The 14,489-nt window shown below is 71.9% G+C and carries 13 protein-coding genes; 8 read left to right on the top strand and 5 right to left on the bottom strand.

Going from position 1 to position 14,489, the window contains the following annotated elements:
* Nucleotides 1-218 precede the first annotated feature (218 nt).
* From ABT114_RS08395 to ABT114_RS08380, 4 genes are all read left to right on the top strand, one after another.
* Complete coding sequence (locus ABT114_RS08395; RefSeq protein WP_351139953.1) at nt 219-1,265, top strand: LacI family DNA-binding transcriptional regulator; 1,047 nt, start codon at nt 219-221, stop codon at nt 1,263-1,265.
* Between the two features lie 276 nt (nt 1,266-1,541).
* A complete protein-coding gene (locus ABT114_RS08390) occupies nt 1,542-2,474 on the top strand; it encodes a bifunctional helix-turn-helix transcriptional regulator/GNAT family N-acetyltransferase (RefSeq protein ID WP_351139951.1) in 933 nt (310 codons plus the stop codon).
* Between the two features lie 52 nt (nt 2,475-2,526).
* Complete coding sequence (locus tag ABT114_RS08385; protein WP_351139949.1) at nt 2,527-3,327, top strand: sugar phosphate isomerase/epimerase family protein; 801 nt, start codon at nt 2,527-2,529, stop codon at nt 3,325-3,327.
* A gap of 130 nt (nt 3,328-3,457) precedes the next feature.
* Nucleotides 3,458-4,846 (top strand): MFS transporter, encoded by a 1,389-nt coding sequence (locus ABT114_RS08380; protein ID WP_351139947.1) that lies wholly within the window; start codon nt 3,458-3,460, stop codon nt 4,844-4,846.
* Here the strand turns inward: ABT114_RS08380 and ABT114_RS08375 are convergent.
* Complete coding sequence (locus ABT114_RS08375) at nt 4,824-5,420, bottom strand: RBBP9/YdeN family alpha/beta hydrolase (protein ID WP_351139944.1); 597 nt, start codon at nt 5,418-5,420, stop codon at nt 4,824-4,826. The genes ABT114_RS08380 and ABT114_RS08375 overlap by 23 nt on opposite strands.
* 189 nt (nt 5,421-5,609) lie before the next feature.
* On the opposite strand from ABT114_RS08375, the gene ABT114_RS08370 reads away from it, so the two are divergent.
* Nucleotides 5,610-6,992, top strand: a complete 1,383-nt coding sequence (locus tag ABT114_RS08370) for a serine hydrolase domain-containing protein (RefSeq protein ID WP_351139942.1) — start codon at nt 5,610-5,612, stop codon at nt 6,990-6,992.
* Nucleotides 6,993-7,178: 186 nt separating this feature from the next.
* On the top strand, nt 7,179-7,589 hold the full coding sequence (locus ABT114_RS08365) for a DUF6281 family protein (protein WP_351139940.1): 411 nt from the start codon (nt 7,179-7,181) through the stop codon (nt 7,587-7,589).
* A gap of 3 nt (nt 7,590-7,592) precedes the next feature.
* Here the strand turns inward: ABT114_RS08365 and ABT114_RS08360 are convergent, their stop codons facing one another.
* The gene (locus ABT114_RS08360) at nt 7,593-8,225 is read right to left on the bottom strand and encodes a GNAT family N-acetyltransferase (protein ID WP_351139938.1); all 633 of its coding nucleotides are present in this window, start codon (nt 8,223-8,225) and stop codon (nt 7,593-7,595) included.
* A complete protein-coding gene (gene aroA / locus ABT114_RS08355; protein ID WP_351139937.1) occupies nt 8,222-9,463 on the bottom strand; it encodes a 3-phosphoshikimate 1-carboxyvinyltransferase in 1,242 nt (413 codons plus the stop codon). The genes ABT114_RS08360 and aroA overlap by 4 nt, the downstream gene beginning before the upstream one ends.
* Nucleotides 9,464-9,920: 457 nt before the next feature.
* On the opposite strand from aroA, the gene ABT114_RS08350 reads away from it, so the two are divergent.
* Together ABT114_RS08350 and ABT114_RS08345 are read left to right on the top strand one after the other, a co-directional pair.
* A complete protein-coding gene (locus ABT114_RS08350; RefSeq protein WP_351139935.1) occupies nt 9,921-11,780 on the top strand; it encodes a glycoside hydrolase family 3 protein in 1,860 nt (619 codons plus the stop codon).
* A gap of 112 nt (nt 11,781-11,892) precedes the next feature.
* Nucleotides 11,893-12,534: a hypothetical protein gene (locus ABT114_RS08345; protein ID WP_351139933.1), complete on the top strand. Its 642-nt coding sequence runs from the start codon at nt 11,893-11,895 to the stop codon at nt 12,532-12,534.
* Nucleotides 12,535-12,547: 13 nt separating this feature from the next.
* Here the strand turns inward: ABT114_RS08345 and ABT114_RS08340 are convergent, their stop codons facing one another.
* Together ABT114_RS08340 and ABT114_RS08335 are read right to left on the bottom strand one after the other, a co-directional pair.
* Nucleotides 12,548-13,969, bottom strand: a complete 1,422-nt coding sequence (locus ABT114_RS08340) for a S28 family serine protease (protein ID WP_351139931.1) — start codon at nt 13,967-13,969, stop codon at nt 12,548-12,550.
* Nucleotides 13,970-14,061: 92 nt separating this feature from the next.
* A complete protein-coding gene (locus ABT114_RS08335; RefSeq protein ID WP_351139929.1) occupies nt 14,062-14,451 on the bottom strand; it encodes a hypothetical protein in 390 nt (129 codons plus the stop codon).
* Nucleotides 14,452-14,489: the final 38 nt, after the last annotated feature.

Raw genomic sequence — 14,489 nt, 5'->3', positions numbered from 1 at the left:
TAGCCTCTGACCAGCGGTCCGGACAAGGCCGTGTCCACTTCGAGTTGTTCGAGGGGGCGAACAGCTGGGGCACGGGGCCGTAAGGTCTGCTCGAACTGCACGAAACCGCGGCCGCGGTTCGTGGATCTATGCATTCCCTGTGCGTGCTCTGCGCATGGCCTGTGGGTACGACGACGTACGGCGAGGTACGACGAGATGCGCGACCGGAGGACGACGAAATGACGGTGACCCTGGCGGACGTGGCGGCCCGCGCCCAGGTCTCCCCCGCGACGGTGTCGCGCGTGCTGAACGGGAACTACCCCGTGGCGGCCACCACCCGGGAGCGGGTGCTGCGGGCCGTGGACGAGCTGGACTACGTACTGAACGGGCCGGCGAGCTCGCTGGCCGCCGCCACGTCTGACCTGGTGGGGATCCTGGTCAACGACATCGCCGACCCGTTCTTCGGGATCATGGCGAGCGCGATCCAGTCCGAGATCGGCGGCCCGGGCGGGCGGGCCGGCGGGGAACGGCTGGCGGTCGTCTGCAACACGGGCGGCTCCCCGGAGCGCGAACTGACCTACCTCACGCTGCTCCAGCGACAGCGGGCCGCGGCCGTGGTGCTGACCGGCGGTGCCATGGAGGACCAGCCGCACGCGGCGGCCGTCGCGGCGAAGCTGCGGAAGCTGACGGAGGCCGGGACGAGGGTGGTGCTGTGCGGGCGGCCGCCCGCGCCGGACACCCGAGCGGTCGCGCTGACCTTCGACAACCGTGGCGGCGGGCGGGAGTTGACCGAGCACCTGATCGGGCTGGGGCACCGGCGGCTCGGCTACATCGCGGGTCCGGAGGAGCGCACGACCACCCGGCACCGGCTGGAGGGACACCGGGCGGCGCTGGCGGCGGCGGGCATCGAGGAGGACCCGCGCTGGACGGTGCACGGCAGCTACGACCGGCGGTCCGGCTACGAGGCGACGCTGGAACTGCTGCGCCGCGACCCGTCTCTCACGGCGATCGTCGCGGCCAACGACTCCGTCGCCCTGGGCGCGTGCGCGGCGCTGCGCGAGTCCGGGCTGAAGATCCCGGAGGACGTGTCGGTGGCCGGCTTCGACGACCTCCCCTTCAGCATCGACGCGGTGCCTTCCCTGACGACGGTGCGGCTGCCGTTGGCGGAGGCCGGGGCGCGGGCCGGACGCATCGCGATGGGGCGGGAGGAGCCGCCGCCCGGGGGGATCGCGACGGTTCGCGGGGAACTGATGGTGCGGGGGTCCTCCGGGGTGCCGCGGGCTTGAACGTGCCGTCGCGGGTTTGAACGTGCCGTCGCGGAGTTGAACGTGCCGTCGCGGAGTTGAACGTGCCGTCGCGGAGTTGAACGTGCCGTCGCGGAGTTGAACGTGCCGTCGCTACGACTCGCACCCGGCGCCGGTGCGGGCCTCACTGGGGGCTGCCCCCGCTTCGGCGGTCACGGAGGGACAGCGGAAGGGGTGGCCGAGGCGCGGTGGGCGGCCTACGCTCGATCCCGACGGTATCTCTGACTGAGTCAGCCATCGGACCACCGGGGGTCGAGCATGACCGTCCAGGACATCCGCTCCTTCAACCGCTTCTACACGAACGTCATCGGCGCCCTCGACTACGGCCGCCACCTCTACGCCCCGTACACCCTCACCGAATCCCGCGTCCTGTACGAACTCGCCCACTCCCGCCGTACGGACGCGGCCGATCTGCGCACCGAACTCTCCCTGGACTCCGGCTACCTGAGCCGGATCCTGAACAGGTTCGAGCAGGACGGACTGGTCCAGCGCGCCCCGTCGGAGGAAGATCCGCGCCGGCGCCGTGTCACGCTCACCGCGCGCGGGCGGGAGGCCGCCGAGCTGCTCGACGAGCGGGCCGGAGAATCGGTCGGCTCCCTCCTGGGGAGCGTGGCGCCCGGCGACCGCCCGCGCCTCGCGGAGGCGATGAGCACGATCCGTACGATCCTGGGCGACCGCCGTCCGCCCCGCGCCGAAGACGTCGTCCTGCGCGAGCCGGGCCCCGGCGACCTCGGCTGGATCGTGCAGCGCAACGCCGCGCTGTACGCCGCCGAATACGGGTGGAACACCGACTACGAGGGCCTTGTGGCCAGGATCGTCGCCGACTTCGCCGAGGACCACGACCCGCATCTGGAGCGGGTGTGGATCGCCGAGCTCGACGGGCGGCCGGTGGGATGCGTGATGTGCGTACGGGGCGAGGCGCCCGGCACCGCCCGGCTGCGGCTCCTGCTCGTCGAGCCGAACGCGCGCGGCCTGGGGCTCGGGGACCGGCTCGTCGCGGCCGTCGTCGAGTTCGCGCGCGGGGTCGGTTACCGGGACCTCGTCCTGTGGACCAACGACGTGCTCACCGCCGCCCGGCACATCTACCGGCGGCACGGTTTCGTCCTCACCGCCGAGACGTCCCACCGTTCCTTCGGCAAGGACCTCACGGGCCAGGACTGGCGGCTGGACCTGCACGAAGCACCCGAGTGAGCGGGTGACGAAGGGGCGCGGCCGGCGGCGGTGACGAGTAGGGTCCGTGGGTATGAAGCTGGCCTTCTCCACCCTCGGTGTCCCCGGCCTGCCGCTCGCTGACGTGCTGCGGCTCGCCTCCGAACACGGTTATCACGGAGTCGAGCTGCGCGCGCACCCGGAGGAGCCGGTCCATCCGGGCCTCACTCCCGCCGAACGAGCGGACGTGGCCGCGGAGTTCAAGGCGGCGGGAGTCGAGATCCTCGGTCTGGCGGGGTACGCGCGCGTGGCCGCCCCCGGCGACGACACCGCCGTGATCGACGAGATCCGCGAGCTCCTCGAACTGGCCCGGGACCTGGGCGCGCCCTTCGTACGGGTCTTCCCGGGCGGCGCCGCCGAACAGTCCCCCGAGGACGCCGACGCCACGGCCGCGCGAAGGCTGGGCACGGCCGCCGAGTACGCCGGCGACCTCGGCGTACGGATCCTGCTGGAGACCCACGACTCGCACCGCACCGGAGCCGCCGCCATCCGGATCCTGGGCCCGGTCGGCCACCGGCAGGTGGGGGCGCTGTGGGACGTGATGCACACCTGGCTGGGCGGCGAGCAGCCCTCGGAGACCTACGCGGCCCTCGCCCCGTACCTCGGCTACGTCCAGGTCAAGGACATCGCCTCCGCCGACGACACCACCCCGCTGGCGCTGGGCGCCGGCGTCCTTCCGCTCACCGAGTGCGTGGAGGTGCTCTCCCGGCACGGGTGGGACGGATGGCTGTGCTGGGAGTACGAGAAGCGGTGGTACGAGGCGGCCCCGCCGCTGCCGGAGCTGCTGGGCGCGGGGCGGGAGCATCTGGGGCGGCTGCTGAACGAGTCGGCGTAGCCGTTGTCGGTTCGCCCGCCCCGGGGCGGCAGAAACGAGTCGGCGTAGCGCCGTTATCGGTTCGCTCGATCCTGGGGCGACAGGCTAGCGTCCCCGCCGTGACCCCGCCCGGCCCCGTGGCCCTCCTCTCATGACCCTGACGCGCGCGCTCCTCGACGTACGTCCGCTGCGCACCTCCCCCGCCTTCCGGCGGCTGCTGATCGGGCGCACGGTGTCCACGCTCGGCAGCTTCATGACCATCGTCACCGTCATGTACCAGGTCTGGGACATGACGCACAGCTCGGTCTGGAGCGGCGCGGTCGGACTGGCGCAGGCACTGCCGATGATCGGCATCGGCCTGTTCGCGGGGTCCTGGGTGGACCGGGCCGACCGGCGCCGCGTCTATCTGCTCGGCAACGTCGGCCAGGCGAGCTGCTCCCTGCTGCTGGCCGTGCAGGGCTTCACCGGGCACGTGCCGGTGGCCGTCGTCCTGGCGCTGGTCGCGGCGCAGGCGTCGTTCGGCGCGATCGGCGCGCCCGCGGCGGGCGTGTTCGTACCGCGGCTGCTGCCCAAGGACCAGGTGGCCGCGGGCCTGGCCCTGAACCAGGTCACCGGCCTGGCGATGATGCTGGTCGGTCCGGCCGTCGCCGGCCTCGTGCTCGGCTGGTGGGGCATCGGCGTCTGCTACCTGGTGGACGCCCTCAGCTTCGGGGTGTCCTTCTACGGCGCCTTCGGCCTGCCCGCGCTGCCGCCCGAGGGCGAGAAGTCCCGCCCCGGCCTGCACGGCGTCCTGGACGGCCTGCGGTTCCTGACCGGCCACCGGGTGGTGCGCGGCGCGCTGCTGACGGACCTGGCCGCCACGGTCATGTCGATGCCGACCAGCCTCTTCCCCCTGGTCAACGCGGAGCGCTTCGGCGGCGACCCGCGCACGCTCGGCCTGTTCCTGTCCGCGCTCGCCGTGGGCGGCGTCGCCACGACCGCCTTCTCCGGCCCGGTCACGCGCCTGGCCCGCCCCGGGCCGGTGATGCTGTGCGCGTCCGGCACGTGGGGTGTGTCCCTCGCCCTGTTCGGACTGGCGACCAGCGCCTGGGCGGGCCTCGGGATGCTGGTGCTGGCCGGTGCGGCGGACGCGCTGGCCGTCCTCTCCCGCACCACGATCGTGCAGACCCGCACGCCGGACGCGTTGCTGGGCCGGGTGACGGCGGCCGAGACGATCGTCGGCCAGGCGGGCCCCCACCTGGGCAACCTGCGCGCCGGTGTGGTCGCCGGCTGGTCGTCGGGCGCGACCGCCCTGATCACGGGTGGCCTGCTGTGCCTGGTGGCGGTGACGGCGGTGGGCGCGACGACGCCGGAACTCCGGGGCGGCGCCACGGGGGCGGAGCCCGAAAAACTCCCGGCTACGGCGGCGGAGCCCGAGGAACTCCCGGCTACGGCGGCGGCCGGGCGCGAGTATCCCCCGGCTGCCGCGACGGCGGAGCCCGAGGCGCTTTCGGCGCCGGAGACCGAGGACCCCCCGGCTACCGCTCCGGCCGGACCGTGAACTTCGTGTCCGCGTTCAGGCACCACTCCAGCACCGAGGGCCAGGAACCGTAACCGGCGTCCAGGTCGAGGTGGGCGGCACCGGGGAGCAGCTCGGCGGTGAGGCCCAGGGGATCGCCGAAGACGGTCTGGCCGCCCTCGGGACAGTACGGGTCGTCGTCGCCGGCGACGAGGCGGGTGGGGCCCGGCAGGGTCAGGCCGGCGAGCGGTGGCGGGGCGAAGGCCGCGACCTCCGGGTGCTGGGCGAGCACCGAGCCGGACGGCGGGGCCACCAGCAGCACCCGGTCGACATCGCCGAGCCCCGGTACACCGCGCGCGACGGCGTGCAGCCACAGCACGGCGGAGGCGCTGTGGGCGAGCACGACCCGCTCCCCGTCGCCCGGCAACTCGCGCAGGTGCCGCGCGAGTTCGGCGAGCCACACCTCCAGGTCGGGCTCGTCGGGGTCGGGCAGCTGCGGGTATGTGACGTGGTGGCCGCCTTCCGCGAGGCGGTCGGCGAGCCAGTGCTGCCAATGCCCCTTGGGGCGGTGGTTCTGCCAGCCGTGGAGGATGAGGTAGGAGGTCGAGGTCGTCATGCTTCCGATGGTTTCCGATCATCGGCCCAACGGTCCAGTCAATCTTTCGCGCTCCGACAGTTGAGCCATCCCTTGATCCAGGTGGGTTCGCGATTCCCTCTTGCACTTTGTTCAAGTCCCGCCCTACAGTCACACCGCACCCACTTGAACAAAGTGCAAGTGGTCTTGCTCCTCCGGAAGGGGAACGCGATGTCACGCGAGGCACTGGTCGAGGTCGTCGAGGCGACGGCGGAGCAGTTCGGCATTCCCGGAGTCGCCGTCGGGATCTGGGCGAACGGCCGGGAGGTGACCGCGTCCCACGGGATCACCAGCATCGAGAACCCGCTGCCGGTCGACGAGAACACGCTGTTCCAGGTGGCCTCGGTGACGAAGACCTACACGGCGACGGCGCTGATGCGCCTGGTCGAGGAGGGAAAGATCGACCTGGACGTCCCGGTGCGCCGCTACGTCCCCGAGTTCACGCTCGCCGACGAGGAGGCCGCGTCGGCGATCACCGTGCGGCGCCTGCTCAACCACACGGCCGGGCTGGACTGGAACGTCATCATCGACACCGGCGAGGGTGACGACGCCCTGGCCGCGTTCGTGGCGAAGCTGGCCGAGCACGAGCTGATCGCTCCGCCCGGCGCCCGCGCCTCCTACAGCCAGGCCGGCTTCAACCTGGTGGGGCGCATCCTGGAGAACGTCACGGGACTGACGTACGAACAGGCCGTCGCCTCCCTCGTACTGGAACCGCTCGGCCTGGCCCAGAGCTTCTTCGGCGCCGACGACGTCATGACCCGCCGGTTCGCCGTCGGCCACAACCTCGGCGAGGACGGCACCCTGTCCGTCGCCCGCCCCTGGAAGGGCACCCGCGCCAACAACCCCGGCGGCGGCCTCGTCACCTCGGTCTCCGACCTGCTGTGCTGGGCCCGCTTCCATCTCGGCGACGGCCGTACGGAGAGCGGCGAGCGCGTCCTGCCGACCGAGGCGTTGCACCGGATGCGGGAGCGGACGGCTGCGCTGCGGGCCGGCTCGCTCGGCGACGCGCTGGGCATCGCCTGGTTCCTGCGCGAGGTGGACGGGGTGCACACCATCGGCCACGGCGGCTCGGCGAACGGCCAGTTCGCGGAGCTGCTCATCGTCCCCGAACGGGACTTCGCGGTCGTCGCGCTGTCCAACGCCGGTCCGGACGGCATCCCCTGCAACCAGGCGATCGTCCGCTGGGCCCTGGAGACGTACCTCGGCGTGGTCGACCGCGATCCCGAGCCGATCCCGTACGACGCGGCCCGCGCGCGGGAGGTCGCCGGCGCATACGAGAACGACGCGATGACCTTCGCCATCGACACCGACGGCGCGGCCCTGTCCCTGGAGGTCCGGATCAAGCCGGAGATCCGCGCCGCCTCCGACACCGAACTCCCGCAGGACCACGCCCCGTTCCCCTTCGGTCTGCTGCCGGGCGACGGCGACGAGTACGTCATCACCGAGGGTGCCTTCAAGGGGCAGCGCGGCTTCTTCAGCCGCGACGACAGCGGGGCCGTGGTGGGCGTCGACCTGGCCGGACGGCTGTTCTCCCGGGTCCCGGCCACCTCCTAGCCTCTCCCCCTGAACCCGGACACCGAACCGACCGAGCGTGGAGGGGGATCCGGTGCTGCGGGCGGTGCGGGAGCACCTGCGGGCGGCGGCCGGGCGAACGAAGTGGCCGTCCGCTGCGTCGGAGTCCTGAGGCCGGGGACAGCTCCGGACCGAGCCGGAGCAGCCGCTCCAGGAGGAGGCACATCGATGAGAGCCATGGCACTTCCCGTCGGCAGGCACGGATCCGTGTGGGCGCTGCTGGCGACGGTCGTCGTCACGACGTCCGTCGCCTGCACGTCGTCCGACGGCGGCGGCCATTCCGCGTCGTCCTGTGTGGCCTTGGTCAGGTACCGGAACAACACCTACTCGGGCACAGAGGCCGGTGACTTCACGATCGGGGACGAGCTCGGTGCCGCCACGATTCCGCCGTGCGACGACACCCCGAACTCCGACAGCGACAGGTCGACGAAGCCCACCTCGACGACCGCCTATGCGATCAAGGGCGTGGATCCCGGCATCGCCATCGCGTTGGGAGACGCACCCGATGGTGCCATCTTCGTCAATGACGACTCCGTCATGAAGCTGCCTGAGATCAAGAAGCTGATCAACGGCTCCTGACGGTCACGCCGCCCGAGCCAGGAACCCGGCCACCCGCTCCTCCAGCCGCCCCCTGCACTGCGGCCACTCCTGCGCCGTGACCGAGAAGATCGCGGAGTCGCGCAGCCGGCCGTCCTCCCCCGGTGCCGAGGAGCGGGACCAGTTCCGCAGTACGCCCTCGAAACGCGCCCCCACGCTCTGGATCGCCGCGTGGGAACGGTCGTTGCGGGCGTCCGTCTTCAGGTCCACCCGGGACACGCCCCACTCCTCGAAGGCGTGCCGGAACAGCAGCAGCTTGGCCTCGGCGTTCACGCCCGTGCCCTGTGCGGAGGCGCCGAGCCAGGTGAAGCCGACCTCGACGGCGTCCAGCCGGTCGTCGCCCCGCCAGTGCCGCGGCTCCCAGTACGACGTCGCCCCCACCGCCCGCCCCGAGGCGACGGACACCTGCGCGTACGGCGCCAGCCGCCCCGTCGCCGCGCGGGCGAGCTGCGCGTCCATGTATGCCGCCACCTGGTCGGCCCTCGGCACCCAGGTGAAGGCGTACGTCCCCCGGTCCTCCTCCGCCGCCACCGCGAGATCGGCCGCGTGCCGGTGCTCCAGCGGCTCCAACCGCACGAGCGCGCCCTCGAGAACCGGCCCCGCCAGCTTGAAGCTCACCGCACGATGTCCCTTCCCCACTCCGCGAACGCCTCGTGGAAACCGGGGAAAGTCTTCCGGACGCATCCGGGGTCGTCGAACGAAATACCCGGCACCCGCAGCCCGGTGACCGTGAAGGACATGACGATGCGGTGGTCGCCGTACGACTTGATCTCCGCGCCCGCCACCGGAGTCGCCCCCGGCCGGATCTCGATCCAGTCCGGGCCCGTGGCCACGTCCACCCCGAGCCGCCGAAGGTTCTCCGCGCACGCCTCCAGCCGGTCGCACTCCTTGACCCGGGTGTTCGCCACGTCCTCGATGCGCACCGGGCCGGAGGCGAAGGGCGCGATCGCCGCGAGCGTCGGCATGGTGTCGGAGATGTCCCGCATGTTCACCGTGACTCCGCGCAGTTCGCCGGTGCCTCGCACCCGGGTGCCGTCCGCGCCGGTCGCGACCTCCGCGCCCATCCGCCGCAGCACGTCCACGAAGCCCAGGTCGCCCTGGAGCGCGCCCTGGCCCAGCCCCGGGACCGTCACCTCGCCGCCGGTGACGGCCGCCGCGGCGAAGAAGTAGCTCGCGGTCGACGCGTCGGGCTCGATCGCGTAGGTCGTGGCGCGGTAGCCGGCCGGCGGGACCACGAACACCTTCCCCTCCTTGCGCACCTCCACCCCGAACGCCCGCATCATCGCGATCGTGATCTCCACATACGGCGCCGAGACCAGGTCGGTGACCCGGATCCGCAGGCCCTTGCGGGTCAGCGGGCCCAGGAGCAGCAGGGCCGTCAGGTACTGCGACGACTGTCCCGCGTCCAGGACCACCTCGCCGCCCTCGACGCCCGCCGCCGCGACGGTCAGCGGGTGGTGCCCCTCCGCCTCCTCGTGCCGCAGGTCCACGCCCAGGTCGCGCAGGGCCCGGGTCAGCGGCAGCAGCGGACGGCGGCGCATCTGGGGCGAGGCGTCGAAGCGGTACGTGCCGTGGCCGGCCGCCGCCAGGGTCGGCAGGAAGCGGGCCGTGGTGGCGCCGTCCCGGCAGTAGACGTCGGCCTCCGTGACCGCGGGGCCCTGCGGGCGGCCGTCGACCTGCCAGGCGTCCGGGGTGCGGCCGAGGCGGTAGCCGAGCCGGGTCAGGCCTTCGGCGAAGCCCTCGGTGTCGTCCGAGCGCAACGGCCGTACGAGGGTCGTGACTCCGTCGGCCGCCGCCGCCAGGAAGAGGGCACGGGCGGTGATGGACTTGGAACCGGGAATGTCGACGCGGGGCATGCACTCATGATCCCGTCGCCGTCGGCTCGGGCACGGGTGCGTCCACGGGATGGACGACGACGTGTCGCGCGGGCGCGACGGATGTGAGCGCCGCCGTGCGCGCGCTCCGGGCCGACCGGGGGCGCCGGCCCACACGTCCCGTTGAACACACCCTCACCAACTTGTGGAAATCGGGTGGAAGCCGGGAACCCAGTCCCTTCACCCCGCGTCCAAGGACCGGAACTGCCGGACGAGTCACCGCGGTGCGGTGTCGGCCTCGCTGCTGGCTGCGAACGCTGACCACCCTCTCCGCCGTACCGCGGCCGGCAGCACGCCGCCATCGGCGCGCCCCCCTCCAACAGCGCCGATGGCGGCCCCTCCGCGACTACTGTGCACTCCCTTGACCGGAAGAAACTTCCCGGATATTGGTGACTCCTTGGAAGTTTCCTTCAGCGGTTCTCCTTCGGAGGGAGCGCACGTGCCCGACACCAGCACGGGAAGCACGAGAAGCACGAGAAACACCGCACGTCCGTCCAGACGTACCGTCCTCGCCGCCACGGCAGGCGTCACCGCCTCCTTGTCGGTCGGCACCCCCGGATACGCCGCCGATCACGACGACGAGAAACATCCCGACGACAAGAAACTCCACGCTCTTCTCTCCCGCATGACGTTGGAGGAGAAGGTCGGCCAGCTGTTCGTCATGCGGGTCTACGGCCACTCGGCCACCGCGCCCGACCAGGCGGACATCGACGCCAACCTCAACGAGATCGGCGTGCGCACTGCCGCCGACCTGATCGCCAAGTACCGCGTCGGCGGCATCATCTACTTCACCTGGGCGCACAACACCCGCGACCCGCAGCAGATCGCGGACCTGTCGAACGGCATCCAGGCCGCCTCTCTGGAGCAGCCGCGCGGTCTGCCCGTGCTGATCTCCACCGACCAGGAGCACGGCATCGTCTGCCGCGTCGGCAAGCCCGCCACGCTCCTCCCCGGCGCGATGGCCGTCGGCGCGGGCGGCTCCCGCGCCGACGCGCACACTCTCGGCCGGATCTCCGGCGCCGAGCTGCGCGCGATCGGCATCCGGCAGGACTACTCCCCCGTGGCCGACGTGAATGTGAACCCGGCCAACCCGGTCATCGGCGTACGGTCCTTCGGTGCCGACCCGGACGCGGTGGCGGGCCTGGTCGCGGCCGAGGTGAAGGGGTATCAGGAGACGGGCGTGGCCGCGACGGCCAAGCACTTCCCGGGTCACGGCGACACGGCCGTCGACAGCCACTTCGGCTTCCCGGTCATCACGCACAGCCGCGAGCTGTGGGAGGAGCTGGACGCGGTGCCGTTCCGGGCGGCGATCCGGGCGGACATCGACTCGATCATGACCGCGCACATCATGGTCCCGGCGCTGGACGACTCCGGCGACCCGGCCACCCTCTCCCACCCGATCCTCACCGGCATCCTGCGCGAGGAACTGGGCTACGACGGGGTCGTGGTCACCGACTCGCTCGGCATGGAGGGCGTGCGCACCAAGTACGGCGACGACCGGGTGCCGGTGCTCGCGTTGAAGGCGGGCGTGGACCAGCTCCTCAACCCACCGTCCATCGACGTCGCCTGGAACGCCGTCCTGAACGCGGTGCGGGACGGCGAGCTGACCGAGGCCCGGCTCGATGAATCGGTCCTGCGCGTCCTGCGGCTGAAGGCGAAGCTCGGGCTGTTCGAGAAGCCGCACGTCAGCCGGGCCGGCGTGGACCGTACGGTCGGCACCGCGGAGCACCTCGCGACGGCCGACCGCATCGCGGAACGGACGACGACCCTGCTGGTCAACGAGGGCCGCGTGCTGCCGCTGTCCCGCCGTACGCACGGCCGGGTGCTGGTCGTCGGCGCCGACCCGGCGTCCCCGTCGGGCACCACGGGCCCTCCGACGGGCGTCCTCGCGGCCGCCCTCGCCGAACTGGGCTTCTCGGCGAAGGCCCTGTCCACCGGCACCGCCCCCTCGGCCGCGGTCATCGCCCAGGCCGTCGCGGCGGCCGCCGACGCGGACGCGGTCGTCGTCGGGACGTACAACGTCACGGCGACCAGCAGCCAGAAGACCCTGGTGGAGCAGCTGGTCGCGACCGGGAAGCCGGTGGTGGCGGTCGCCGTCCGCAACCCCTACGACGTGGCCCAACTGTCTTCGGTGCAGGCCTGCTTGGCGGCATACTCCTGGACCGACGTCGAGCTGCGCGCCGCCGCACGGGTGATCGCCGGGCGCGTGGTGCCGCACGGGAAGCTGCCCGTGCCGGTGCAGCGGGCGGACGACCCGGCGCAGGTGCTGTATCCGGTCGGGTACGGGCTGACGTACTAGACATACGCCCCGCGCCAGGCGTACTACCCCCAACGGGCGCAAAGCACCCCACATGTCTGGCGTGCCCCGCTGTCGCGGGTCACGCTGGACGGGGGTGGCCGGGGGGATGGCGATGCGCGGGAGATGGTCCGGGGGGGCGGTGTGCGCGCTGTCGGCGCTGCTCGCCGCCCTGCTGACGGGATGCCAGGGGTCCGCCGGTTCGGGGAACACCGGGGCGGCGCAGGACGGCCGGCTCGGCGAGCGGGCGAGCCCGTCCGTGTCCTCCGGCTACGGCGCCGAGTTCCTGGGCGTCGACGAGTGCAGCTCGTTCGGCACGACGAGCTTCACCGAGGTGCCGTGCGCCGGTGAGCGGGCGGCGGCCCGGGTCGTGGCCCGCTACGACGGCACGGTGAGCGACGGTCCGCCGTGCCCGGCGACCACCGACTTCGTGCTGCACATCAGCGAACAGTCCACCACGTCCGACGAGGACGGCGACGGCACAGTCGCACAGGGCTACGCCTGCATGCGCAACCTGGAGCCACCACACCCCGGCGACCCCGGCGGCGGGGGCGGTCCCCGCACCATCGTCGGCGACTGCGTGTACGGCTCCGGCGACGGCCAGGTGCGGGAGACGGCGTGCGACGGCTCGGGCGCGAAGAGGCCCCAGTACAAGGTGGTGAAGGCCGTGGACGCCCGCGCCAAGTGCCCGGCGTCCACGGCCCTCTACGTCCAGCTCGGCGGCACGGATCCGGTCGGCTGCGCCCGGCCGGTCTGACCGCCTCCGTGCGCTACGGACGCAGCGCGGGCTCCCGCTCCACGTCCCGCACGTCCAGCTTCGCGTCGAACTTCGCCAGCGGCTTCGCCTGGGCGGTGGAGGAGGCCGCGACGCCCGCCCACTCCAGGATCCGGGCCGTGGCGAGCGCCTTCTGGTCCGCGACCAGGCCGGCCACGTTCGCGCCGTGGTTCAGGCCGGGTGCCGTGAAGACGTACGAGTCCTTCGCGCCCTTCCCCACCCGGAACCGCTCCGCACCCCACGGGTCGTTCTGGCCGTAGACGAACAGCATGTGCCGCGCGTTGTGCGCCACCCACGTGTCCACGTCACGCATCGCGCCCGGCTGGAACCTCATCGGGATGTCGCGCGGGACGAAGTTCCGCGGCGGCTGGTAGCCGTAGCGGACGTACTTCTTCTCGATGTACGGGAAGTGGATCGTCGGCGCGCCCAGCTGGGTGCCGGCCTGGTAGTAGTACGGCGTGTACGGCTCCAGGCCCTGGTCGGTGTAGAAGGAGAAGCCGGAGATCGTGTCGATCGAGTTCCAGATCTCGTCGTCGGTCGCCGTCGCCGCGTCCGCCGGGATCGAGTCGCAGTCGGACAGCAGGCTGTACTGCCAGAAGCCCCAGACGTAGTCGAGGACGACCGCCTCGTAGGCCTGGTCCAGGCTGCCGACGGTGGTGAAGGTGTAGCCGTTCTCGGCGGCGTACGCCTCGTACTTCTTCTCCAGCGGCTCCCGGCGCACCAGCGCCTCCCGCTGTACCGCGTTCAGCCGGTCGCGGCACTCCTTGGTGCCGACGGAGGCGAAGAAGCGGTCGTAGGCGGAGTCCTCGTTGTTCACGACGTCGTTGGGGGCGACGTAGGCCACCACTCCGTCCATGTCATGAGGGTAGAAGCGCTCGAAGTACGTGGCGGTCATGCCGCCCTTGGAGCCGCCGGTGGCGATCCAGTTCTTGGTGTAGATCTTCTTCAGCGCCTTGAAGATGCGGTGCTGGTCGCTCGCCGCCTGCCAGATGTCGAGTGTGGACCAGTCGGCCGGGTCGGGCCGGGAGGGCGTGAAGAAGCGGTACTCCATGGAGACCTGGTTGCCGTCCACGATCTGGGTCGGCTCGCGGCGGCTCGGGGTGGTGGAGACGTTGTAGCCGCCGGTGTAGAAGACCGTCGGGCGGCTGACGTCCTTGTGCAGCACGGTGATCCGCTGCTGGAACGTGCCCTTGGACGGGTGCCGGTGGTCGATCGGCTGGGTGTAGTTGAGGACGAAGAAGCGGTAGCCGGTGTAGGGCTTCTCCTGGATCAGGCTCATGCCCGGTATGGAGAGCAGCTGCTCCTTGATGTCGGTCGTACCAGTGGCCTCCGGCCCGGCAGCGGTGGCTGCCCCGGCCGTGCTCAGCGTGCCTATGAGCACCGTGAGCGCCAGCAGCCATCTGAGCGCCTTGCGCATTCGCCCTCCCTGTGAAACGGATGTGCGCCGGAAGCTATCCCAGCAACACCCGTAGCACCAGAGGAGGTTGAGATGTCAGCGAGCCGATGGCTTCAGCACAGGATCCAGCCCGTGCTGACCGAGCCCCGCCCCACCGCCCCCTTCACCCGCACGCAGCGGTGGCCCGCGTGGACGGTGACCGGGCCGGCCCGGTGCGCGTACTGGCCGCTGTCGACGACCGGTCGGGTGCCGCGCGCCTGCAGGCTGACCAACATCGACGTCTTCCGGCCGGGATTCTCGGGGAGGGTGACGGCGCAGACGTAGCCGTTGCGCTTGTAGAGCTGGACGGCGCCGGTGGAGAAGGAAAGGGTCCTCACCTTCCGCCCGCCGCACTGCCCGGACGCCGCGTCGGCGCTGCCCGGCGCCGCGAGCGCGAGCAGTCCGGACGCGGCCAGCACGGCCATGCCGAGTGCCAGCCGCCGGCGTATCGCACCACTGTCCACTGTCGTCCCTCCCGTTGCGCGGCCCTCACCGTACTGGT

The organism is Streptomyces sp. NPDC002088 (assembly GCF_040296605.1).
GTDB lineage: Bacteria > Actinomycetota > Actinomycetes > Streptomycetales > Streptomycetaceae > Streptomyces.
The sequence above is the reverse complement of the archived record's forward strand: the minus strand, read 5'-3'. Positions and strand labels throughout refer to the sequence as shown.

Bases quoted from the DNA above. Each gene is read 5' to 3' on its own strand.
- ABT114_RS08395 (WP_351139953.1), top strand. From the start codon at position 219: ATGACGGTGACCCTGGCGGACGTGGCGGCCCGCGCCCAGGTCTCCCCC.
- ABT114_RS08390 (WP_351139951.1), top strand. From the start codon at position 1,542: ATGACCGTCCAGGACATCCGCTCCTTCAACCGCTTCTACACGAACGTC.
- ABT114_RS08385 (WP_351139949.1), top strand. From the start codon at position 2,527: ATGAAGCTGGCCTTCTCCACCCTCGGTGTCCCCGGCCTGCCGCTCGCT.
- ABT114_RS08380 (WP_351139947.1), top strand. From the start codon at position 3,458: ATGACCCTGACGCGCGCGCTCCTCGACGTACGTCCGCTGCGCACCTCC.
- ABT114_RS08375 (WP_351139944.1), bottom strand. From the start codon at position 5,420: ATGACGACCTCGACCTCCTACCTCATCCTCCACGGCTGGCAGAACCAC.
- ABT114_RS08370 (WP_351139942.1), top strand. From the start codon at position 5,610: ATGTCACGCGAGGCACTGGTCGAGGTCGTCGAGGCGACGGCGGAGCAG.
- ABT114_RS08365 (WP_351139940.1), top strand. From the start codon at position 7,179: ATGAGAGCCATGGCACTTCCCGTCGGCAGGCACGGATCCGTGTGGGCG.
- aroA (WP_351139937.1), bottom strand. From the start codon at position 9,463: ATGCCCCGCGTCGACATTCCCGGTTCCAAGTCCATCACCGCCCGTGCC.
- ABT114_RS08345 (WP_351139933.1), top strand. From the start codon at position 11,893: ATGCGCGGGAGATGGTCCGGGGGGGCGGTGTGCGCGCTGTCGGCGCTG.
- ABT114_RS08340 (WP_351139931.1), bottom strand. From the start codon at position 13,969: ATGCGCAAGGCGCTCAGATGGCTGCTGGCGCTCACGGTGCTCATAGGC.